We start from the raw sequence: 21,777 nt of genomic DNA, 5'->3' as shown, positions 1-21,777 counted from the left end.
AAACTAAAAAAGATGGAATGTTCACGAATAGTTAATGACAAATTACAGCTGTCCGACAAAGAACAACTAATGACAAGAAGATGAAAAAGGTGCTGATTGCCGATGACGAAAAAGCGGGACGCCAATTGATCAAGGAATATTTAGAAGGTTTTCCTGACTTGATTCTCATTTCCGAGGTCAATAACGGGGTGGATGCAGTGAAGGAAATTAACGAGTTTAAACCGGATCTGGTCTTCTTAGATGTTCAGATGCCGGGATTTACCGGTTTTGAGGTTTTAACACGCTTAGAGGAAATACCCAACATTATTTTTTCTACGGCGTACGATAAGTATGCCCTTCAGGCCTTTGAAGTACATGCAATCGACTATCTGCTCAAACCCTATACCAAGGAACGGTTTACAAAAGCTATTGAAAAATTGAATCAAACGACAGAAAAAGTCGGTTCGCTTACTCAATCATTATTGATGGATAAAACCGATTATCCAGAACGGGTATTGGTAGAAAAAAAGGATAAACTTATTACCATTGCCGTTGCCGATATTATCTGGATCGAAGCGTATGGCGATTATTCCAAATTACATACCGCTTCGGATGTTTTAGTAAGTAATTACGGTATTTCCGCTTTGGAGGAAAAATTGAATCCAAAATCCTTTCTGAGGGTACACCGATCATCCTTAATCAACCTGAACAAAGTGAAAGAGCTTCACAAGTATGGTAAATCTTACGACATCACCATGGAAAACAATGAAGTGGTAAGGGTAAGTAGAGGCTATATGGATGCTATTAAAAAAATAATGCTTTAATCAAATGTCGGTTTTCTGGATTTACGCTTGGTAGCGACCCAACCAAAAGTAAAGTTCACCAAAGGCCCGTAACCATTGGGAACCCCATCGCCCCTATAATAACCCGCTCCCAACTCCACATTGAAATTAAAACCCTTGGGATACGTACGTTGAATGCCATATACCGCACCAAATACTCCTAAATTAAAATCGTCCGGACCTTCAATATTGCTCGCCAATCTACCTTGTGAGAAAAATATACTTCGGGCCGCCCCAAAATAATCCCCGGAGTTCCCAGAAACATTTTTGTTGTTTCGAATGCGTCTATTAAAATTATGGTAATATCGAACCCTGGTATGTAAGGTTACCCCAACCGCATACCCTTCTTCGTACGTGGCATATCCCAGTCCCAGGCCACCCGATGCACTCACGTTTTTAAAAAGCCCCAATTCATAGGAAATTCCAGGAGATAGCAAATCAAACCTAAATTGATGTCGTTCCAGGTTTACAATTCCAAACCCTTTTTCAGTGACCCCATAACTTTGGGATTGCACTGTTAACCCTACTAAAACGAGTAGAAAAAAGAGAATTTTGTTCATTTCGATTGATGGTTGTCGCATTTAAATCTAAAAACAATACCAGGGAATAGTACTATCTTTATGAAAAATTTATAAGATGGATTTGTCCAAGATTTCCCAAATAAAATACACCGATTCCAACAACTTCTTTCTGCTATCAGGGCCCTGCGCCATTGAAGGTGAAGATATGGCTTTACGAATAGCCGATCATATTGTTTCCCTTTCAGAAAAGCTGAAAATCCCCTATGTTTTCAAGGGCAGTTTTAAAAAAGCCAATAGGAGTCGGTTGGATTCGTTTACGGGTATTGGGGATGAAAAGGCCCTAAAAATTCTAAGAAAAGTGTCCGAAACCTTTAAGATTCCCACAATTACGGACATTCACACGGAACAGGATGCCGCAATGGCGGCAGAATACGTGGAAGTTCTACAGATTCCTGCCTTCTTGGCCCGCCAAACCGATTTGGTGGTGGCCGCAGCGGAAACCGGCAAAACGGTAAATATCAAAAAAGGACAGTTTATGAGTCCGGAAAGCATGAAACATGCCGTAAACAAAGTCACTGAAACCGGAAACCAACAAGCTATTATTACCGATCGTGGTACTATGTTCGGGTATCAGGACATGATTGTCGATTTTAGGGGCGTTCCCACCATGAAACAGTTTGCCCCTGTGGTATTGGACGTTACCCACTCACTACAACAGCCCAACCAATCCTCTGGGGTTACCGGCGGCAGACCGGCTTTGATAGGGACCATGGCCAGAGCGGGAATTGCTGCAGGAGTCGATGGACTCTTTATCGAGACCCACTTTGACCCTGCCAATGCCAAAAGTGACGGAGCCAATATGCTGGATTTAAGTTTGATGGGAAAATTGCTGACAGATTTGGTAGCCTTACGGGAGGTAGTGAATACGTTCTAGGTTAAGTCCTCCCTTTTATAAAAACCTTTGCTTTTTAGGGATTCGGCCTCCAAGAGCACCTCTTTGAGAATGGTTTCGTTAATTTCTTCCAAAGTATTATAACGAAGGGATTTAACCACTTTTCTTTTTTCCGAAACCATTTTGTCCAAATGTTTTGTTAGGTGGGCCGAGTTCCAAAAACCAACATCCACAAACCCTTTTTTTAGGGACACGTTCAGATAACATAAAGGAGTCTTTCCAATATAAAAACAAGGAATTCGCCATTTATACTTCATGGAGGCTGCTGGAATAGAATGTTCAACCACGGCCTTTATATGAAGTAAAATGCTTCTGTAAGGCTCAGGTTGATTTAAAATATAGTTTTCGGCCGGATTCATAACCGCTACAAGTTAACCAGATATTTTCAGACATATCGATATTTTTATTTTCTGAAAATAAAAATTGAAATCTTCAAAAATCGAAAGGCATAATTAAAATCGAGTTCAATACTAAATGTTATTCCAAAAACCAATGAATCTTACTCTTGGTAGATACTTTAATTTTTGTATACCAAAGATTTTCCAAAATTGTTCTTTAGGGTCCAAGGTTATCTAAACCTATGATTTATCATAATCACCAATTAATCTGTAGGTAGTTTCAATTGGCTTCAAATTGAGATTATTAGTATCTTTAAATCATATTGAAACTAGGTATAATGACAAAAATACTTCTTTTCAGCTTTCTCTCTTTTTTAATGTTTTCTTGTGAAAAAGAAAGCACGGATGCGCCCATTTCGACTCCAGAAACTAACGAAATCAAAGAGGCTTCCCCTCCTACTGAATTTAATGAGGAGCAAGGGCAACAACCTACTGTTCAGGTTTCCCTAAATGAAATAACTTCCGATTTTGAGAGATTCATGGCCCAAAACAATTTTCCTGGTGCCCAAATTGCCATTATCCGAAATGAAAAATTGGTATACCTCGAAGCTTTTGGGATTTCAGATGTCGAGAAAAATTTACCCGTTTCCAACTCCACTTTGTTCAGGATTGCAAGTATATCAAAACCCATTACCCTTTTAGCAATCTCAAAATTGATACTTGATGGAAAACTCAGTTTGGATGAGCGTGTTTTCGGGGCCAATTCAATCTTAGGAAACACTTACGGCAACCTTCCCATAGAAAATAACGAGTTGCAAATTACCGTTGACCACCTAGTGGAACATACAGCTGGTTTTGCTAACGAACCAACCGATATCATGTTTGAGCAAGTCGATTTAAATTTTAACGTTCTAGCAGATAGGGTCTTGGATGAGCGCTCATTGACCTTTGAACCCGGTCTCCGCTTTCAATACTCCAATTTTGGGTACGCCTTATTAGGCAAAATCATTGAAGCCAAAAGCGGCCAAAGCTATAAAGACTATGTAAAAGAGAACATTTTGGAACCCAATTTAATCAATGAGATTTACATGGGAAAAAGCACTCTTGAAGGTAAACTACCTGATGAAACCAAATATTATTCTTCTTGGGCTTCTCCTTACAGCATGAATATAGAACGATTAGAAGCTGCCGGTGGATGGGTATCCAATGCAAAATCCTTGGCCCTACTTGCAGTAAAATCAGATGGCAGATTCAATGTTAACAATATATTACCAGCAGGGAATGGAGTAAGTTACCTTTTAAGAAGTAGTTGGACACATAACGGGGCATTACCAGGAACATTGGCCGCTTTGCATGTTGGACATCCATTTTCTTATGTTGTACTTGTAAATAGTGGGGAATCGAATTTTGCCACGGTTTTGGACGCTATCCATACATTTATGAACAACATTATAGAACGACAGGATGCTTGGCCCAATACGGATCTATTCGAACCAAACCAATAACTATTTTCAAATTAACTATTTAATAATCTTGGGCATACGCTTAGGTAACCACTGAAAATACAAAAAGTACTATTTTTAAACACCATGAAAAATAATTACTCCGTTCTGTTCTTTTTATTTTCCCTATTCTTGGTTTCGGGCCAAGAGCACACGCATCGCAGTTCCAGACCATTAACTTTCCCGGATATTCCTAACTACAAAACCGTAAAGACCGACCTACACATGCATACCGTATTTTCGGATGGAAATGTATGGCCAAATATCCGTGTGCAAGAAGCCCTCAGGGACAATTTGGACGTAATAAGTTTGACGGAGCACTTGGAGTATCAGCCGCATTCCGAGGATATACCCCATCCGGACAGAAACCGTTCGTACGAAATTGCACTTCAGGAAGCCAAGGACCATGACCTATTGATCGTGCACGGTTCGGAAATAACCAGAAGCGCTCCTATGGGACATAACAACGCGGTTTTCATCGAGGACGCCAATCCAATTCTTCAGGAAAAAGCGGAAAATGCATTTAAAGAGGCCAATAAGCAAGGTGCCTATGTTTTTTGGAACCATCCGGCGTGGTATGCACAAAGTCCAAAAGGTACGCCCATCATGAGCAATTTTCAAAAAAGCCTTGTGGAGAAAGGACAACTGCATGGCATAGAGGTCATTAACAGTTTGGACTATGCAGAGGAATCCCTTGCGCTCGCCTTGGAGTACAACCTTACCATTATGGGAACAAGTGATGTGCACGGACTCATCGATTGGGACTATACCGAAAAGGGAAACCACCGCCCCATTACCTTGGTTTTTGCGAAGGAAAAATCGCTTCCCTCCATCAAGGAAGCCCTTTTTGAAGGAAGGACGGTAGCCGTTTACAATGATCTTCTGGTAGGGAGAGACACCTATCTTGTGCCCCTCATCCAAAAAAGTATTAAGGTAAATTCCGTGAAATATATAGAGGACACCCAGGTATTGGAAGTGGTGCTGGAAAATTTGAGCAGTAGCGACCTAATTTTAGAGAATGCCATGAAGTACTCGTTTTATAGCAAACCGGCCATTTTCACAATTAAGGCAGGAACTTCGGAAACCTTGCGAATCAAAACCTTGGAAAGCATCGAACAACTGACCTTGGAGCTAAAGGCCCTGGGCGCTTATATCGCCCCTAGAACAAATCCCATAATTTCATGGGCCCTCCGAGTAGGACAGTGATTCCTTCTGATTTTTTTGTTCCCAAAATTTAAAAGGACATCTTCCTTGAAAAAGGAGAAGTAAAAACTGGTTCCCTCCCCTTCATTGCTTTTTAACCAGATTTCGCCTCCATTTTTGGATACAATCTTATTTACTACCGCCAGCCCAATACCACTGGAGTCCTTGCGTTTGTCTTCGTCCAATTTTTGGAATAGTTTAAAGACACGATCAAAATGTTCAGGTGCAATGCCCATACCATTGTCCTGGATATAAAAAGTGAATCGGTCTATCTTGTCCATGACACCAATATTGATGTAGGCGATTGGCTTATCATTGTATTTAATGGCATTTTGGATTAAATTTTGAAAAACCTGTATCATTTGGGTTTTATCCAACAACAGCCGTGGTAGGGAACTGTCCTTCTCTATGACCACCTTATCCGAGCTATTGGCCCTGATAAGTCCATCCAAAACCTCATTTAAATCCAAAAGCGTAGTAACCGTCTTTTTCTCGATTCCTAAGGAGTACTTTAGAATTCCATCTACAAGTAGGTCCATTTGTGGCACTTGGTCCATTAATAGTTGTAGGTTGACCTTTCCTTGCTCCAAGCGTCCATCATTTATATCTTCCAAAATCCAGGTACCCAAGGAATGTACATAGCGCAGGGGACTTTTCATATCATGTGAAACAACATAGGCAAATTCCTCCAACTCCCTATTTTTAACCGACAATTCCTTAGCCTGTTTTTCATGGGCCTTGGTGCGTTGCTTTATCTTGGACTCCAAATCGATATTTTGCTTACGCAGTTTATATTTATACCGAATGAACCCGTTTTGGATAAATGTTGAAAAAACAAAAATGGTTGCTAGCGACAACAAAATTGCTCCACCATCGGATGGGGAAAAGTCCGCCGACCGTAATTGAACCAATAAATGAACAAAGGAGGAAAATGTATAAATAATTATCCAGATCCGATGGTTCAGCAGAAGAATACCTCCAAAAAGGACCACATAGGTACCCAAAAGATAAGACAGGTGAAATTGGTTCAGGGCCGTTGTAATTATCAAGTAATGGGCGAAAATCGTTAGGGCAGCGAACACGATATATCCAAAATACCTTTGGCACCAAGATGTAAAGAAAAAAGGAGCCAGCCACACGACCAGGAACAAAAGACTCAAAATCTCCGATGCCCAATCCAATTCCACCCGATCTGGATCCAGGTGTCCAATGACCATACTGTACAGATACAGACCGGGTGATATTAGCAAAAGAACGGGACGGGAGCTCCGTAGCTCAAAGTCGTCCATTGCACCAAAAGTTCGAAACATAGCACTACCATTTATATTGTGAAATTACGCCCTTCCCACACCTTAAGTGTGTTAGGAATTCCAATAGTGTCACATGTTTCGACGAACTACGATTCACTGAAGATGGATAGTAGGTTTTACAAGACCTGTTCTATAATGTACAATTCCTGTAAACCGATTTATTGCGGTTTTTATCGACAACGAATATTTAATAGTATGTAATATACGGACTGTCAGTATTGGGGGTTATTTTTTGGGATATTCGCTATTAAAGACCCATAGAAATTGAATTACCAATCTTAAACAATACAGAGATAATCCCACAACGGTTTTAGACGGTCAGTTTGAAACATAGTCCGATAGATAAGCGTATCTTGGTGTCAATTTCCCACCATTCGTCATCCTTGCCCTTTGTAAAATACCGTCCGCATCCCCATTAAAGAAAGCGGGAATTACATTTTTTACGAAAGCCTCGCCAAAACCTTGGCTGGCATCGCGGGGCAATTCACAGGGAAGGTTGTCCACGGCCATAACGGCGATGGCATCGGGATTTTTATAATCGGTTTCGTTTTCCGTTTGTGGGTCATACCCATAAATGGGATCTTCAATAGTTGATGGTCTGATCGTGGATGCCACAGGACCGTCAATATCGCAGCTGACATCTGCGACTACCCGTATCTTAAAATCAGGATGTTTGGCATCTTCACGTGTATACAGATACGGTGCCCCTTGGCCGTAAAAATGTCCGGCAATGTAGAAATCGGTCACTTTGGCAAACCGGAAAAAATTGGATCTGTATTCTTCAGGGTTTGCAAAGAAGTCGGCCTTGTTCCCACGCACCCCATCCTTACGCTTGTTATACTCACCTGCATCGATTTGGCAATAGACGGGTTCGTTGAAGTTCTCCTCTAAATATTCTGAAACGTTTACACGGCGCAGGCCCATTCCGTCCAACATTTCGCGAGATCCGTTCCCCACCCTACCCCGTCCGGTAAGCAGTATTTTTATATTGGGGAGTGTTATATTTTTCAATTCCCGGATTAACGTTTGCTGATCCGGTAAGGCATTGGCCTTGGGCAACTCGAACAGGTCGTATTTTAATCCGTATGTGCGGAATCCATTATAGGCCCCAACGATACCCGCATACCTTCCAAAGGCTACCAAACGTTGTTCTTTTGGATTTGTGATGACCTCATGATCGTAAAGTTCGATATTTCTTTCCAAGATGGCGCGAAGCAAATCCCGATTATACGGCTGCTTTTTTATCGTATGCGAAAAGAAAAAGTATTTTTTGTTGGGAATGAGGGCATCGATGGGTACTTCCTTCACGCCCAAAAGCACATCACAAGTTTCCATGGTGTTTTCAACCGGTATCCCCAATTGCCTGTACGATTCATCATCAAAGGCCCTAATGGGCGATGGTTCCACGAAAATCCTTGCTTTAGGAAAGGTACTCAAGACTTTTTGACAGGCCTGTGGTGACAATACCACCCTGCGATCTGGGGGATTCTTACGCTCTCTGATGATTCCGAACTTCATATATTCTTGGTATGGATTTTGCGCTAAAATAAGTAAATAAGGAGAGTTGGGATTAGGCTTGCCCAAAATTGTAGCGTATGCCAAACTTTTGTTAGCTTTGCGTCCCGCGCGTTAGATCCTTTGACTACGCTCAGGATGACTTGGTTGAAAATTTGCGTTAAGGATAGAGGCAATATCCTTTTTCTGTTTTTCGACTCCGTTCGAAATAACAGAAAAAGATAAAGCTGATAGCCTGACCCTTTGAAGTTTTACGAAAAGGGGAACGCCCAACCCATTACCGTACTACGTACCGTTGTAGTTCTTTGACAAAAAAGTGATAGATTCCTGCCGGTGCGGGAATGACATCCCATTACGGGGCCGACTGGTTTTGACAGCGAGACCAATGGCATTGTAAGCATGCCGAGCGCTGGGGTACAGCTCGTTAATATCATACTTCACACTTTTAATTGGCGAAAATAATTACGCTCTTGCCGCATAATCTGAATTATAGTAAGATATGCCTCGTCCCTACAAGGTAGGGAAGCGAGATGTTCCTGAATAGCCCTTGTTGACGGCGATTCATTTAGGAGCACCAGAAAAGTCAACACAAGGGTATCCGCTCGCTTTGGCGGTGCCTCTAAAACCTTAAGAAGATAAGTGTGCATTAGGCGGTTTCTGGTCAGGTGCACATCGAAAACCAAACAGATACTAAGCATGTAGAAAGCACTGACGTTGCTTGTTTGGACGAGGGTTCGAATCCCTCCGGCTCCACTCCAAAAGCCACCATTTTAGGTGGCTTTTTTCGTTACGCCATCGAGCATTGAAGGCCTGCGCGGCAAGCTCGCTCCTATGTTTATGCTGAGCGTAGCCGAAGCGCAAAAAAGGTCTACTAGACCTTTTTTTAACGCTCGGCCGTCCCTGGCTCCACGATTAAGCAAAAAGCCGCACATTTATGTGCGGTTTTGCTGTTTTGGGCGAAAACATTTACGATTCATAGGATTGAAATTTAGATTTTCAACTACGGCAAGGAGGGAGAGCCGAAGGTAATCCCCCAGTTCAAGTTCCAATATTGGAGTCCCCACATCTTCCCTTTAGAATTTACCCTTTCTCTTTCCTTATTATATTAAATGAATATTGCTTTAAAATACCCATTGTTGGGTATTTACTTTCCTAATACATCTATCTAGTTTGCCAACAATAAACCTTTGTTGAAATCCGGCTTTTGGAAAATCAGCACCTCTTAAAAGGCAAAATGATATCCAAAACCCACAAAACACAAAAAAATGAAGATGAAACGATTATTTCTAATGACCCTTACCGCAGTTCTTATTTTAGCTTGTAACAATGATGATACCCCCAGTGTCATAGAGGAAATTACGGAAGAAACCGAGGAGGAAACAGTAGAGGAAGAACAGGAACCCCAACCAAGTCCGGAGGAAATTCTGTCCGCCGAACGCGCTGAAATCATTACCGAAATTACAGCGGACAATGAAAAGGTGTGGCGTATAGCCTCGGCAATACTGACCAATTCCAATGGTAGTTTTAATATTACGGGGGCTTTCAATATCGTGGACGACGAGTTTATATTTAAAAACACGGTCAATGCCACCGGTAAATCGGAGTTTAAAGGTAGTTTAGTCTGGAATCCTGGTTTCGCATTCGATATTGGTGCCTTAAGCGAAGTGGACGCATTGACGGAACTCTACGCGAGTCCTGCCGAGAGCACCTTTGATTTCGTCGAAAACAGTTCCACACAGATTGAGGCCTTTAACAACAACTTTGTGTTGGATCTTTCAACCCAAAACCCAATGGCGACTTGGGATTTTGGTGACAATAGAAGCATGGAACTAACATTGGTTCCCAAATTGGCGACAGACTACCAACAGGTGCCCAGTTCCATGCTAGAATTTACCGAAGCGTTCACTTTTGCTTCCAACTTTATAGATAGTGGTGCTCCTGGAATGGTTGGTTCGCTTACGAGCAATAGTTTTTACTTGGCAAACAGGGAATACGATCCTACACTTGATGCCAATATCGAAAAAATAAGAAAATTTGATATTTCCAGTGGATCCCTTAGCGAAAAAATTAATCCACTACTTGACTTTGTTTCCAAACAAGTAAATATCATTGACGATAAAATTTATGTGGCCGGTGGTCAACGAATCAACATTTACGATTTGGAATTACAGAACGATCCGGTAAGCACACAGGATTACGGTGCGGCCCTTGGAATTCCATTTTTGGGACTTAGCCGATTTGGAACGGCAGTCCTTGGCAACAAAATCTATATAGTAGGCGGTGACCTAGACAATAACCTGACAGATAAAATCCTGGTTTTTGATACGGAAACACAGACCCTTGAAGAATTTGCTACCATGCCAGAACCTAGATCGGGAGCCCGTGCCGAAATTGTGAACGACAAGCTTTATATTTTTGGTGGACAGACCGCTTTTTTTACACCACCGGCCAAGGATACCATTTATATTTTTGATCTAAACACTTCTGAACTGACAGTGGAACAATTGCCCACAGCCATCGATTTTAGTTTTACCGGTAGGACACAAAACCTAATATATGTGGCAGGTAGAATAGAAACTGTGTCCCCTGAGAACATGTTATTGGACCGGGAACCTTATTTGGGTGTCTATGATACAAACACAGGTGTTTTTACTGAATTGGAGACCAATCTTTCCAGCCCGAATCTGGAGACCATTCATTCCATGGCTGTTTTTAACGACAAGATTTACGTGGTTTTTGGTCAAGGTCAAGCCCAGGAAGAAGGCCAATTCCAAACTTGGTCCATACTATCGGCGGATATTTGAGTTAGTTTCAATAGCACCTCTTAAATAGAGGTGAATTTAAAAAGCTCCTTGTTGATAACCATTTTGAGTTTCGGGGGAAATCAAAAATAGGAGAAGACAGGGAGCTTTTTTTTTGAATTTTAGTTAATAAGAAGATATTCACACAGGGGTTCAAAAACCATTCACCCACCCGAATTTTTTCTGGATAATGACATCTTTTTCCTGTTCCAAATACTCCAAAAGTGCCAAGGCAACTGGCGACAAATTTTTGGATTTGAGCCAAATGAGGTTCCATGTTGTTGTGATGGGGAGTCCCTGAACGGGAACAATCTTGAGTTCGTTGCTTTTTAAGGCGTTCTTGATGCCGATCAAGGGCATTATGGAACAACCCAACCCGGCAATTACGGCCTGTTTTACCGCTTCGTTAGAAGTAAGCTCCAATTTTTTGGTGACCGAATAGCGGTTTTGGGAAATAAAATACTCCATAGCATTTCTGGTGGCCGATCCAGGTTCCCTGTAAATAAGGGGAATTTTTTCGAATAGGTATTTTTTAGAGACCTTTTTGGGCAATTCCCGATGATAATTGCTTACATAGAACAGTTTGTTGGGCATTAGCTCCACTCCGGAAACACTTAATTTATCGGGAAGTACGGACACCAGGGCGAAATCGACCTCGTTCTCCTCCAAACTTCGTACGACCTTGGTTTTATTGGTCACGTCCATGATCAGCTCAATGCCATCATGTTCCTTGATAAAATCCGACAAAAAATAGGGCATGACATATTTTCCGGTAGATACGACCGATAGTTTCAATCTACCCGAAAGCTTCCCTTGATAGGCCACCGTCCTGTGGTCAATTTCCTGTACCTGTTCCAGGATCCTTTGGGCCGCTTGGGCGATTTCAGTTCCAAAATCGGTTATAAAAAGTCGGCGCCCAACCACTTCCGTTAATGGAATTGGAAATTGATCTTGAAAGTTTTTTAATTGTATCGATACTGCAGGTTGGGTCAAATGCAATTCTTCCGATGCCTTCGTAATGCTTTGTAATTCAGCTATTTTTAGGAATATCTGAAGCTGGTGCAACGTATAGTTCATAAAATATTTTAATGTTTAACATTATAAATATAAATAAAATTTAATGATTTTAATGGTACATCTTTGCACTGTAAAATTTAAAAACGAAATCCATGGAAACCAAAGAATTACCCAAAGTCAAAAAAGAACAAAGAACGATTCAACTAGTGGACGGAACGTTCACCCCCAGCGAGGCATCCGATGTGATAACCGCATTGATCGATGAAAAAATCAATTTTCATAAAATTCAAAGATTACAATTGTGGGAAGGAAATCATAAGTGCAACACCAATGGGCTCGACGGTAGGATCGAACAATTGATGAAGGAAAAACAATTGGCCCGGGAAATCATAAACGAGGCGCGTTCCAAAGGAACCAATATTGCCATCAACGGTACACTAAGTCTAAAATTTGTGGATTGATCCTTCCCTTCTATCCTCATAAACTAACACCAAATAAAATCCGAATTCAAAAACAAAAAAATGCAATTAAGTAAAAAAATAAAGCTTATGCTGCTAGGTTCCCTGGCACTTCTGGTCCTTATTGGGGTATCCTATCTAAACAAGTCCATTTTCTTGGAGCAGATATTGGTTTGCTCCTTCATTATTGGCTTAACCGGCCTTGTGCACCTATTGGGGGACATAAAGAAGATGGAGCAGGACAATGAGAGGGCCGAAGGGAAATCATAAAAAGCAACAGAATGACATCACAATACACAACTTTTCCGACCTTATCAGATAGACAATCAGGCAAAGCCGATGTAACCGGGATGGTGCCTTTTTTATTCTGGATCCTATTCCTTGCCAATGTAGTTTTCGCCCTAGTTAATTTTCCGAATATTCCAGAATGGAGATGGGGCGACTTGTTCAGAACCAATGGTTTTACCCTCCTACTATTCACCACCGTATCATTTTTCAGTGCCATCATAAGTACCTATGCCAAATTCTATTTTAAGGAACGGGGGCAGCGGTCAAAATTCATGGTACTCTGCCTAGCATTTACATTTGCAGTTCTTTTCTTTATCATTTCGGAACATTTGCTGCTGTTACTTCTGGGATGGTTGCTCATGGGCTTGGTCATGTCAAGACTTATTGGCTTCCATGCGGATTGGGGAGAGGCCAAAGAGGCCAAAAAACTGTCCCGAAACTATTTTTTGGTGGGCAGTTTTCTGTTGGGAGTCGGGCTTTTGGTGCCCGCCGCCTACCATAACAGTATCATCTTGAGTGCTTGGACGGACGCCATCTGGGAAACCCCAAAATACATCATGCTGCTTTCCACACTTTGTATCATTACCGCTGCATTGATTCAATCCGCCATTTTCCCATTTCATAAATGGCTCCTATCCTCCATGACCGCCCCTACTCCGGCATCTGCATTGATGCACGCCGGTTTTGTAAACGGATCCGGTATCATACTAACCATATTGGCCCCAATTCTGGTCGCTTCGAATACCCTGGACATGCTGCTCATTATAGGTGGTTTAACCGCTATTATAGCACAGTTTACCAAATTGATCCAAGTCAACGTAAAACAACGTTTGGCATGTTCTACCATTGCCCAGATGGGTTTCATGATTATGCAATGCGGTCTGGGATTTTTCAGTGCGGCCATCGCCCATCTTATCCTCCATGGATTTTATAAGGCATCCTTGTTCCTGTCCAGCGGGGAAGAGGTGGAAAAACTACATCCAAAAGCGCCACCTTCCATCCGTATAAAATGGTATCAGGGCCTGATAGTTCTGGTCTTTAGTCTGATGGGCGCCTATCTTTTCGCCCTTCTCACAGGCAAGGGCATGGCATGGGACAGTGGCATCTTTTTAACACTGATCGCCGCCATTGCGGTGGGACAGATGACCTATAATCTCGTAAAGCAAAACCCGCTTAACGGATGGCAAAAAATAGTGCTACCGCCCGTACTTTTTATATCGGGAATCGCGGTATATGCCCTAGTCTACACTACAGTGACCACCTTCATGACCGGGATGGAAGTTATTGCCGCGCCAACCTCCATCTCACCATTTCAAATGGCATTCGGTATTGTATTCCTAATCGGATTCTTTATCATGAAACTTGGTAGTTACAGAAAGATTCCATGGCTTTATGTCAGACTTTTAAGCTTATCACAGCCCGCTAAAAAAACCTTCCTATCCTTTAAAAACTAAGACAATGAATCATTTGGACATCGATATACTTATAGACAAGGCAACTGAATATGTTGGTAACACATGGCCGCTGTATTCATTTGTGACCTCCAATCCCCTAAGTGGTCTTGAAGGAAAACATTTTTTACGGGCGACACAGGAAGCCGGATCACTTTTGGATGCAGAAATGTTCCCTAAAGCATCGGTGTATAAAAAAGCCTTGGATAACGGGGCCATCGACCCTAACGAAATACAGGAACTTTTAAAGGAGCACGGCTATTCCCAAACGCCGGAGGAGTCCTTAAATATAATGTTCAAAAAGGCCAGCAAGAAAACAGAAAATCAACAGCATGCGCTGGACCAATACATGGTAAAATGGCTTTCTTCCTTTATGGACGAAGGGCTGGCGGAGTGGCAAATGCCCTATAAGCAGGAGGGATTCTTCCATGCTTGGCGAAAACTGGCCCCCTATGATGGCAGTTTGGGCACCGTGCGCCAGACCATGATTCCCAAGACCAGTGACGAAGCCTTGGAAATCATATTGAACGGTCAATCTCAGGAAACAATTTTGAAGGCTTTTACCCAACATTTGGCCGCGCTTCCGGGATGGACAGGTTACATAAAACACAGGGCTACAAACCTTAAAGCCTGGCAACAGGAGGCACCTATCCAATTAAAGGATTATCTTGCGGTCCGACTTTGGGCGAATAAAAAGTTGGGCTTCCCACTTGTAAAAAAGAATGTTTTGGAGAACACCCAGGACCAACGTGCGGGACTTCCCTATGTATGGTTGCTGGCATGGGAGAGATCTTGGCAGAAAGAACTGCTCAAGACGCTGAAAAAATCCGCCATCGATGTTTCCGAAAATAAGGATTCGCGACCGGACGCACAGCTTGTATTCTGTATCGACACCCGATCGGAACTTATCCGAAGGCATGTAGAATCCAGCGGAAAGTATGAAACTTTTGGGTATGCGGGATTTTTTGGAATTGCGATGGATTACAAGAACCCTAAAAACGGCCTGTCACAAAAAGCCTGTCCGCCAATTTTGGACTCTTGTTATGTGGTTACCGAAGAGGCCGATGAAAATCAAGATGCCTCCAAAATGCGTCTGGACCGAAAAAACGAGCTCGGTACTTTTTGGCATTACTTTCTAAAGCGGATGAAAAATATGCTGCCCTCCACATTCGGTTTTGTGGAAGGCTCCGGATTCGTCTACGGACTCAACCTCACAGCACGCACCCTTTTTCCCAAGTATTTATACCGATGGAGAAGTAAAGACCGGAACATTTATGAGGAGGTCTGTAGGCCGGAGATTAAAAACATCGACACTGCCGGTCATCGGGAAATTTCCATCCCCCTGACCGAAAAAGTCGGCATCGTGAAATCGGCCTTTGATTTAATGGGTTGGAAGGACTTTGCGCCCTTAGTGGTTTTTGCGGGCCATGGTAGCCATTCTGCCAACAACCCATTTGGTTCCAGTCTGGACTGTGGTGCCTGCGCCGCAACCCCGGGAAGGCATAATGCCAGGATGTTGGCAAAACTCGCCAATGACAAAGAGGTACGGGAACAGCTGTTCAACCAGCATGGTGTGGACATTCCAAAGTCGACCCACTTCTTAGGTGCGGAACACAACACCACTACGGATGAAATCGTACTTTTTGATTCCGATGTACCAAAATCGCACCATAAAGCTTTGGAGAGTCTAAAAGAAAATTTGAAAAAGGCACAAATTACGGCCACTCAGGAGCGACTGGGACGCACTAAAAATAGTGTTTCCCTGGCGCAATTGAACGCCAGCAACTGGGGAGAGACTAGACCGGAATGGGGACTTGCCAAGAATGCCAGTTTTGTTATCGGTCCACGAAAACTGACACAGAACCATAATTTGGACGGGCGATGCTTCCTCCATTCCTACGATTGGAAAACGGATACCGAAGGAAAGGCCTTGGAAGGTATTATGCAAGGACCCATGGTGGTAACCCAATGGATCAACAACCACTATTACTTTTCTACTGTGGATAACGAAACCTTTGGCGCGGGAACCAAAACCACCCATAACGTTACAGGAAAATTTGGTGTGGTGCAGGGCAATGGTGGGGATCTTAAACGTGGGCTTCCATGGGAATCCTTATTTGAGGAAAAGGATATGCCGTATCATCCACCTTTGCGTTTGACAGTTGTCATTAACGCCCCCATAAACCGAGTGGACAATATTCTAGCAAAGAACGACTCTTTAAAATCCTTGATAATCAATGAGTGGCTCCACCTTGTCATTATGGATCCGGAAACCCATAAAGAGGTATTGTGGAAACCACATCAGGACATAAATACAAAAGTAAAAGATGAAAAAATTTCCAAGCCTACAAACAAGAAGGTGTATGAAGAATTAAGTGTTTGAACGATGGGTCAGGATTTTTAGTTTTAGTATTAGCATCAAAAAAATAAAAATCTGACTCCATATACAAAAGCCACCCCTTGGGTGGCTTTTTTTATTTAATTTAATGTATTTGATTGGCCTTTTTAATTTTTTCAATAAGCCGGTTTAATTGACTTTTTAATTCATTTTCGATGATTTTTGGTTTCAAGCCTATAACCTCTTCCGCAACTTTAACCTTCCTAATTTTGAATGAGTTTTTTGTCGTTTCTTGAAGAGCTTTTTCTATGTGCTTTCTTAGTTCACGAGAAGATATTCCCTTTGTAGATCCATTTCCGTTTTTTTGAATTTTTGCAAATATTTCTTGAGGAAGTTTTATTGTAGATCTAAACTGAACCTTGGCATTTAAATCTTCAACCAAACATCTATCTTCGAATTCACCAGGCTTAATATTAATTTCTGTATTATACAGTTGCTGAATTGCTTCTTTAAAAACTTCCAAAGGAATATAGTTTTCAATTTCACGATATTTCATCAGCCAACAAAAATTACCTGTCTCCAAAAATAATTGCTCTATCTGCTTTTTCTTTGGATTATGGCTTTCGTATTTATTCCTTCTATCACTATCTAAGATAATCCCAAAATTCTGATTAAGTTTCTTAATCAATTTTAATTCTAGCTCCCCGTTATTTATCAAAAAGGACTTATATGTTTCACCTCCATAGTACATAATTGAATAATGAACATCTTCCTTTAAATCTGGAGCCAATTCCGAAATCCAATAATTTAAATATAATTTGTCACTAGGACCCTCGACCCATAGAACATAATTTGTTTGAAACAAGTCACTAGGCTTATATCCTAAATCTTGGATTATTTTTAACTTCTCCTCCTCTAGTTCTAAAAAACTTATAAATGACTGTTTACCAGACTTACTGATTGAATAGAGTGATATACTAGAATCATTTATAAATACATTAGAGTGTGTAGAATAAAAGAATATATGTTTAGAAAATAATTTAAGGGCATTTAACAAGCGTAATTGCCATGCCGGATGTAAGTGATTTTCAGGCTCTTCTATACAAACAATAACTTCTTCATTTCTTTTTAAAAAAATGGGAAATAAAATTGAAATTATGGTTTGCAAACCATCACCCAAATTGTAAATCTCATACTGCTTATCATTCCCCAGTTTGATGTGGAGTACATCTTCATCATATTTGGGTATTAAAGTGACATTTCTCTTAAAAATATGCTCTCCTAAAAAAACTTCAAATTCCTTTATTTCTTTTCTTTGGTTCTCCGTCCCTAGAAGTAATTTTCTAATGTCGTCGTAAATAGATAGACCTGTATAAATTGATAGATTTTGAGCAGTTGTCTTAAAATAATCAAATTTTGTCCTTTCTAAAAAAGAATCTTTATTATTAAATGTATTTGATTCAGTATACTGGATGGGTCTTAAACCCCTTAATATTGGAACGTATAGAGTTTTTACATTTTTATTCAGCAAAAACTGTCTATACTGACTTAGAATGTTGTCTCTTAAATTCCTAAATTGAGTTATCACCTCTTCAAGATGACTTTTCTGATGATTTACTGATAAATCAAAAGCTTCTTCTCCGATATTAGATGATTTTATCGCAAATTCCAAGAATTTAATTGAGTTATCAATAGAAATTTTGTTTATTATTTCAGTATAATTGAATTCGTCTTTGATTTTAAAACCAAGTTGCCTAGAATATCTAATTGCATTCGAATATAATGAAATAAAAGAGCTTCGAATTCTTTTGAATTCGTCTTGGTTAATATCATTTCTAAAAAATTCAAGACCTTCATTTTTATTTACTATTTCCCTTAGCAGCCTGCTTTTACCAGAATTATTCACTCCGACAAAAACATTATTTCTTTTTATTCCAAAAATGAATCCTTCGGTTTTATGTGTTGTAAATTGACTTAACTTATCAGTATTAATTTTTATAGCACCTAACATACTCAAGGAATTATTGAAAAAGGTAAGAATAATTAATTCTAGTTAGAAATCGTTAAATGTAGCTAATATAGTAACAAACTATTATGAGGTTTTTCAATTGTAAAAATCCTCAATAATTTATAATTATTATGCCCGAGAAAAAGTCATTATTTCACATTATAACCGAACTAATAGAAATCTTTTTCAACAGTTCACGAAGCTTAAAACGCGGGCGGACATGGAATCAACACGTAGTTCCTTACGAAGACGCTTGGGCCGTTCGCAGGGAAGGAAACAAACGGATTACCAGCAAGCATAGAAAACAAAGTACGGCGATAAACAAGGCCAAAGCCCTGGCGAAGAAATATAATGCCGATGTCATCATCCATCGGGAGAACGGGGAAATCCGTGATCGTATCAGCTTTAACGATGCCAACCCCAAAAAATAATTTTAGGTAGGTACTCTCCCGTTACTAATAAGTACGAGTGCTCTTTCGGTTCAATCTTTAACTCATTTCGGCCTAGGCCCTAAATCCCGCCATTTTTAAGTTTTTGTTAATAGACATATTCCGCCAAAAGGGGTATTTTAAGCTTTATGGTACAATTACCGCAACCAACTACCCGCAAATCCTTAAAAAATACACCCTTAAAAACAACAAGAACAAAGGGTTTTCTCTTGTTATACATCATTTTTTCCGCAATCGTAATAATAGGCTGTTCTCCTAGGTATACCAACGTTGCAGTACCCATTGACAATGTTCAGGAATTTTCAACTACCGGCAGTATTGTATTAGAGGACGAATGGTGGACTGCCTTTGAAGATGAACAATTAAACACCCTAATAGATAGCGCTTTACATTCTAATATGAATCTGGCCGCCATTTGGGAGCAGTTTAGGGCATCCAAAGCAGTTTTGCGCAGGGAGGCCTCCATCAAATGGCCACAAATAGATGCCTCTGCGCAAACGGCCCGTAATTTTCCGGAACCGGATTTTGTTGGTGGTGAAAACACCCAATTGGGACTCGCCACTTCCTATGAAGTAGACTTATGGGGACGAATCCGTACAGCGGTGCAGGCGGAAAAACTACGGGCAGATGCAAGTCTATTCGATTATAGAACGGCTGCGATAACGCTATCTTCCCAAATTGCCTCAACGTGGTACCAGTTGCTCGTCGCCAAAAAACAATTGGAAATAACGGAAGAGCAGATCGCGGTTAACGAGGATATCATCAAACTCATACGTTCCAGGTTTGTGGGCGGCCAAATTAGGGCCGTTGATATATTACGACAAGCGCAATTATTGGAGAGCACCAAGGAACAGCGTATCATTTTTAGGACCAACGTGGAATTGTTGGAAAACCAGCTTGCCGTGCTTCTTGGAAAACAACCGCAGGAACCTTTGGAACTTGAGTCCCAACCCCTACCCCAGTTAGATGAACTTCCGGAAACGGGACTACCTCTTGAACTGGTTAGGCGGCGGCCAGATTTACAGAGGTCCTATACCTTGTTGCTTGCAGCCGACCGTGATATGGCCTCCGCAGTAAAGAGCAAATACCCAAGACTTTCCTTGAGCGCAAGGGGACAATTGCGTTCCAATAATTTTGACAATCTCTTTGAGAACTGGGCCTATTCCATCGCCGGAAATCTATTGGCGCCTTTATTTTATGGTGGCCAACTCAGTGCCGAAGTGAATCGAACAGAGGCCATCAAACGCCAAAGATTGTATGAATACGGACAGGCTACCCTAACGGCCTTTCAAGAAGTGGAAAACGGAGTCACTAGGGACATCATGCAAAAAGAGCGCCTTGAGAACATCGAAAGGCAATTGGACCTAGCGGAGAAAAGCAACAAGCAACTACGGGTCGAGTTCCTGAACGGTTTTAGCCCGTACCTGGACGTACTCATTGGACTGGATGCAGAGCAACAGTTGCGAAGGGACTACTTGGCCGCACAATTGCAGCAGATTCAGATTCGAATAGACCTGTACCGCGCATTGGCCGGAGGGTTTGAAACGGACCGTGAAATGGAAATTGAAATGGAAATGGAAAAAACAAAACAATTATGACCAACAAAAAAATACTGTGGATTTGTTTGGGGATTTTACTGGCAGGTGTTGCTATCACCACGCTTATTTTCTCAACGGAACCTGAGGCCCAAACCGAAGGTGCCACCGTGGAAACCGCCATGTTGGTCGATATTACGGAAGTGGAACAGGGCACTTTTGAGCCTGTCATCGTGGCCACGGGTACCGTGCAGCCCGTAGAGGACGTTCAGTTGAGTCCGCTGGTGCCCGGTCAAATAATTAGAAGAGATCCTGCCTTCACACCCGGTGGCTTCGTAAAAAAGAACCAAGTATTGCTGCAGATAGATCCATCGGACTATGAAAACACACTTGAGCTTAGAAGAAGTGAGCTGATGCAATCCCAAACATCCTTGGATACCGAAATGGGTCGGCAACAAATTGCATCCCAAGATCTCCAGCTTATTGTGGACGATTCCTTATTCGGAAGTAATCCCTTATCTGAAGAAGAACGCCAACTGGTACTTAGAAAACCGCAGCTAAATGCTGTAAAGGCGACCATTGAGGCTTCCAAGGCTTCGGTAAAACAGGCCCAACTTAATTTGGAAAGGACCACCATACGAGCACCTTTCGATGCCCATATCCTTACCCAAAATGTTTCTACGGGTTCGCAAGTTTCCCAAGGGGATAATCTAGGTAGAATCGTTGGCACCGATTATTATTGGGTGAACGCCACGGTTCCCGTTTCCAAACTTCAATGGTTGAAATTTCCACAGAATAGTGCTGAAAAAGGGTCCCTAGTTCGGATAGAAAATTCAACAACCTGGCCCAGCGGTTCCTACAGAGAGGGCTATTTGGACCGACAAATTGGGGCCTTGGATGGCCAGACACGCTTGGCTCGGGTTTTGGTCCGTGTGGAAGACCCCCTGGGTCAAAAGTCCATTTCTGAAGACATGCCCATGCTTATCATAGGTTCCTTTGTACAAGTGTATATCAATGCAACTCCCATTGAGAATGTCGTCCGTTTAGATAAAGGTCTTGTCCGTACGGGCGAGACCGTTTGGGTGATGAAAGACCGTAAATTGGAAATACGGGAGGTGGATGTTGTCCTCACGGATGATCGGTATGCCTATATATCAAACGGATTACAAACAGGTGACAAGGTGGTCACCACGGATCTAAGTACCGTAAGCAATGGCATCGGCCTTCGTACGGAAGGACAGGGTACTACGGAAACAACAGAATAAAATCG

The 21,777-nt window shown here is 41.6% G+C and carries 18 protein-coding genes and 1 other RNA gene; 13 read left to right on the top strand and 6 right to left on the bottom strand.

Going from position 1 to position 21,777, the window contains the following annotated elements:
• Nucleotides 1–80: 80 nt before the first annotated feature.
• Nucleotides 81–803: a LytR/AlgR family response regulator transcription factor gene (locus PP181_RS06535; RefSeq protein WP_138257423.1), complete on the top strand. Its 723-nt coding sequence runs from the start codon at nt 81–83 to the stop codon at nt 801–803.
• On the opposite strand, the gene PP181_RS06530 is transcribed toward PP181_RS06535, so the two are convergent.
• Nucleotides 800–1,381, bottom strand: coding sequence for a hypothetical protein (locus PP181_RS06530; RefSeq protein ID WP_272636437.1), 582 nt, complete (start codon nt 1,379–1,381; stop codon nt 800–802). The genes PP181_RS06535 and PP181_RS06530 overlap by 4 nt on opposite strands.
• A gap of 76 nt (nt 1,382–1,457) precedes the next feature.
• On the opposite strand from PP181_RS06530, the gene kdsA reads away from it, so the two are divergent.
• Complete coding sequence (gene kdsA, locus PP181_RS06525; protein WP_138257421.1) at nt 1,458–2,276, top strand: 3-deoxy-8-phosphooctulonate synthase; 819 nt, start codon at nt 1,458–1,460, stop codon at nt 2,274–2,276.
• Here kdsA and PP181_RS06520 read toward each other — a convergent pair.
• A complete protein-coding gene (locus PP181_RS06520) occupies nt 2,273–2,653 on the bottom strand; it encodes a DUF1801 domain-containing protein (protein ID WP_272636436.1) in 381 nt (126 codons plus the stop codon). The genes kdsA and PP181_RS06520 overlap by 4 nt on opposite strands.
• 317 nt (nt 2,654–2,970) lie before the next feature.
• Here PP181_RS06520 and PP181_RS06515 point away from each other — a divergent pair, with 317 nt between their 5' ends.
• The gene (locus PP181_RS06515; RefSeq protein WP_272636435.1) at nt 2,971–4,137 is read left to right on the top strand and encodes a serine hydrolase domain-containing protein; all 1,167 of its coding nucleotides are present in this window, start codon (nt 2,971–2,973) and stop codon (nt 4,135–4,137) included.
• Nucleotides 4,138–4,221: 84 nt separating this feature from the next.
• The gene (locus tag PP181_RS06510) at nt 4,222–5,340 is read left to right on the top strand and encodes an Sb-PDE family phosphodiesterase (RefSeq protein WP_272636434.1); all 1,119 of its coding nucleotides are present in this window, start codon (nt 4,222–4,224) and stop codon (nt 5,338–5,340) included.
• Here the strand turns inward: PP181_RS06510 and PP181_RS06505 are convergent.
• Nucleotides 5,283–6,647 (bottom strand): sensor histidine kinase, encoded by a 1,365-nt coding sequence (locus PP181_RS06505; protein WP_272636433.1) that lies wholly within the window; start codon nt 6,645–6,647, stop codon nt 5,283–5,285. The two genes, PP181_RS06510 and PP181_RS06505, sit on opposite strands and share 58 nt — an antisense overlap.
• A gap of 318 nt (nt 6,648–6,965) precedes the next feature.
• Nucleotides 6,966–8,165, bottom strand: coding sequence for an NAD(P)-dependent oxidoreductase (locus PP181_RS06500; RefSeq protein ID WP_272636432.1), 1,200 nt, complete (start codon nt 8,163–8,165; stop codon nt 6,966–6,968).
• A 353-nt stretch (nt 8,166–8,518) separates the two neighbouring features.
• Between PP181_RS06500 and ssrA the strand changes: the two genes are divergently transcribed.
• Nucleotides 8,519–8,918: a transfer-messenger RNA gene (ssrA, locus tag PP181_RS06495) on the top strand.
• Between the two features lie 515 nt (nt 8,919–9,433).
• Nucleotides 9,434–10,966 (top strand): Kelch repeat-containing protein, encoded by a 1,533-nt coding sequence (locus PP181_RS06490; RefSeq protein WP_272636431.1) that lies wholly within the window; start codon nt 9,434–9,436, stop codon nt 10,964–10,966.
• A 150-nt stretch (nt 10,967–11,116) separates the two neighbouring features.
• On the opposite strand, the gene PP181_RS06485 is transcribed toward PP181_RS06490, so the two are convergent.
• Nucleotides 11,117–12,040 (bottom strand): LysR family transcriptional regulator, encoded by a 924-nt coding sequence (locus PP181_RS06485; RefSeq protein WP_272636430.1) that lies wholly within the window; start codon nt 12,038–12,040, stop codon nt 11,117–11,119.
• Nucleotides 12,041–12,132: 92 nt separating this feature from the next.
• Here PP181_RS06485 and PP181_RS06480 point away from each other — a divergent pair, with 92 nt between their 5' ends.
• The 4 genes from PP181_RS06480 to PP181_RS06465 are packed head-to-tail and all read left to right on the top strand — an operon-like array spanning nt 12,133 to nt 16,560.
• Complete coding sequence (locus PP181_RS06480; protein ID WP_272636429.1) at nt 12,133–12,441, top strand: hypothetical protein; 309 nt, start codon at nt 12,133–12,135, stop codon at nt 12,439–12,441.
• A gap of 60 nt (nt 12,442–12,501) precedes the next feature.
• The gene (locus PP181_RS06475; RefSeq protein WP_272636428.1) at nt 12,502–12,708 is read left to right on the top strand and encodes a hypothetical protein; all 207 of its coding nucleotides are present in this window, start codon (nt 12,502–12,504) and stop codon (nt 12,706–12,708) included.
• Nucleotides 12,709–12,719: 11 nt separating this feature from the next.
• Complete coding sequence (locus PP181_RS06470; RefSeq protein ID WP_272636427.1) at nt 12,720–14,180, top strand: proton-conducting transporter transmembrane domain-containing protein; 1,461 nt, start codon at nt 12,720–12,722, stop codon at nt 14,178–14,180.
• A gap of 4 nt (nt 14,181–14,184) precedes the next feature.
• A complete protein-coding gene (locus PP181_RS06465; RefSeq protein ID WP_272636425.1) occupies nt 14,185–16,560 on the top strand; it encodes a DUF2309 domain-containing protein in 2,376 nt (791 codons plus the stop codon).
• A 100-nt stretch (nt 16,561–16,660) separates the two neighbouring features.
• On the opposite strand, the gene PP181_RS06460 is transcribed toward PP181_RS06465, so the two are convergent.
• Complete coding sequence (locus tag PP181_RS06460; protein ID WP_272636424.1) at nt 16,661–18,526, bottom strand: ATP-dependent nuclease; 1,866 nt, start codon at nt 18,524–18,526, stop codon at nt 16,661–16,663.
• A 128-nt stretch (nt 18,527–18,654) separates the two neighbouring features.
• Between PP181_RS06460 and PP181_RS06455 the strand changes: the two genes are divergently transcribed.
• From PP181_RS06455 to PP181_RS06445, 3 genes are all read left to right on the top strand, one after another.
• Entirely contained in the window at nt 18,655–18,954 is a 300-nt protein-coding gene (locus PP181_RS06455) for a DUF2188 domain-containing protein (RefSeq protein WP_272636422.1), read from the top strand.
• 227 nt (nt 18,955–19,181) lie between these two features.
• Nucleotides 19,182–20,570, top strand: a complete 1,389-nt coding sequence (locus PP181_RS06450) for an efflux transporter outer membrane subunit (RefSeq protein WP_272636421.1) — start codon at nt 19,182–19,184, stop codon at nt 20,568–20,570.
• Nucleotides 20,567–21,772, top strand: a complete 1,206-nt coding sequence (locus PP181_RS06445; RefSeq protein ID WP_272636420.1) for an efflux RND transporter periplasmic adaptor subunit — start codon at nt 20,567–20,569, stop codon at nt 21,770–21,772. The genes PP181_RS06450 and PP181_RS06445 overlap by 4 nt, the downstream gene beginning before the upstream one ends.
• Nucleotides 21,773–21,777 lie beyond the last annotated feature (5 nt).

Source organism: Maribacter sp. PR66, from assembly GCF_028464205.1.
Taxonomy (GTDB): domain Bacteria; phylum Bacteroidota; class Bacteroidia; order Flavobacteriales; family Flavobacteriaceae; genus Maribacter; species Maribacter flavus.
The sequence above is the reverse complement of the archived record's forward strand: the minus strand, read 5'-3'. Positions and strand labels throughout refer to the sequence as shown.

Bases quoted from the DNA above. Each gene is read 5' to 3' on its own strand.
- PP181_RS06535 (WP_138257423.1), top strand. From the start codon at position 81: ATGAAAAAGGTGCTGATTGCCGATGACGAAAAAGCGGGACGCCAATTG.
- PP181_RS06530 (WP_272636437.1), bottom strand. From the start codon at position 1,381: ATGAACAAAATTCTCTTTTTTCTACTCGTTTTAGTAGGGTTAACAGTG.
- kdsA (WP_138257421.1), top strand. From the start codon at position 1,458: ATGGATTTGTCCAAGATTTCCCAAATAAAATACACCGATTCCAACAAC.
- PP181_RS06520 (WP_272636436.1), bottom strand. From the start codon at position 2,653: ATGAATCCGGCCGAAAACTATATTTTAAATCAACCTGAGCCTTACAGA.
- PP181_RS06515 (WP_272636435.1), top strand. From the start codon at position 2,971: ATGACAAAAATACTTCTTTTCAGCTTTCTCTCTTTTTTAATGTTTTCT.
- PP181_RS06510 (WP_272636434.1), top strand. From the start codon at position 4,222: ATGAAAAATAATTACTCCGTTCTGTTCTTTTTATTTTCCCTATTCTTG.
- PP181_RS06505 (WP_272636433.1), bottom strand. From the start codon at position 6,647: ATGTTTCGAACTTTTGGTGCAATGGACGACTTTGAGCTACGGAGCTCC.
- PP181_RS06500 (WP_272636432.1), bottom strand. From the start codon at position 8,165: ATGAAGTTCGGAATCATCAGAGAGCGTAAGAATCCCCCAGATCGCAGG.
- PP181_RS06490 (WP_272636431.1), top strand. From the start codon at position 9,434: ATGAAACGATTATTTCTAATGACCCTTACCGCAGTTCTTATTTTAGCT.
- PP181_RS06485 (WP_272636430.1), bottom strand. From the start codon at position 12,040: ATGAACTATACGTTGCACCAGCTTCAGATATTCCTAAAAATAGCTGAA.
- PP181_RS06480 (WP_272636429.1), top strand. From the start codon at position 12,133: ATGGAAACCAAAGAATTACCCAAAGTCAAAAAAGAACAAAGAACGATT.
- PP181_RS06475 (WP_272636428.1), top strand. From the start codon at position 12,502: ATGCAATTAAGTAAAAAAATAAAGCTTATGCTGCTAGGTTCCCTGGCA.
- PP181_RS06470 (WP_272636427.1), top strand. From the start codon at position 12,720: ATGACATCACAATACACAACTTTTCCGACCTTATCAGATAGACAATCA.
- PP181_RS06465 (WP_272636425.1), top strand. From the start codon at position 14,185: ATGAATCATTTGGACATCGATATACTTATAGACAAGGCAACTGAATAT.
- PP181_RS06460 (WP_272636424.1), bottom strand. From the start codon at position 18,526: ATGTTAGGTGCTATAAAAATTAATACTGATAAGTTAAGTCAATTTACA.
- PP181_RS06455 (WP_272636422.1), top strand. From the start codon at position 18,655: ATGCCCGAGAAAAAGTCATTATTTCACATTATAACCGAACTAATAGAA.
- PP181_RS06445 (WP_272636420.1), top strand. From the start codon at position 20,567: ATGACCAACAAAAAAATACTGTGGATTTGTTTGGGGATTTTACTGGCA.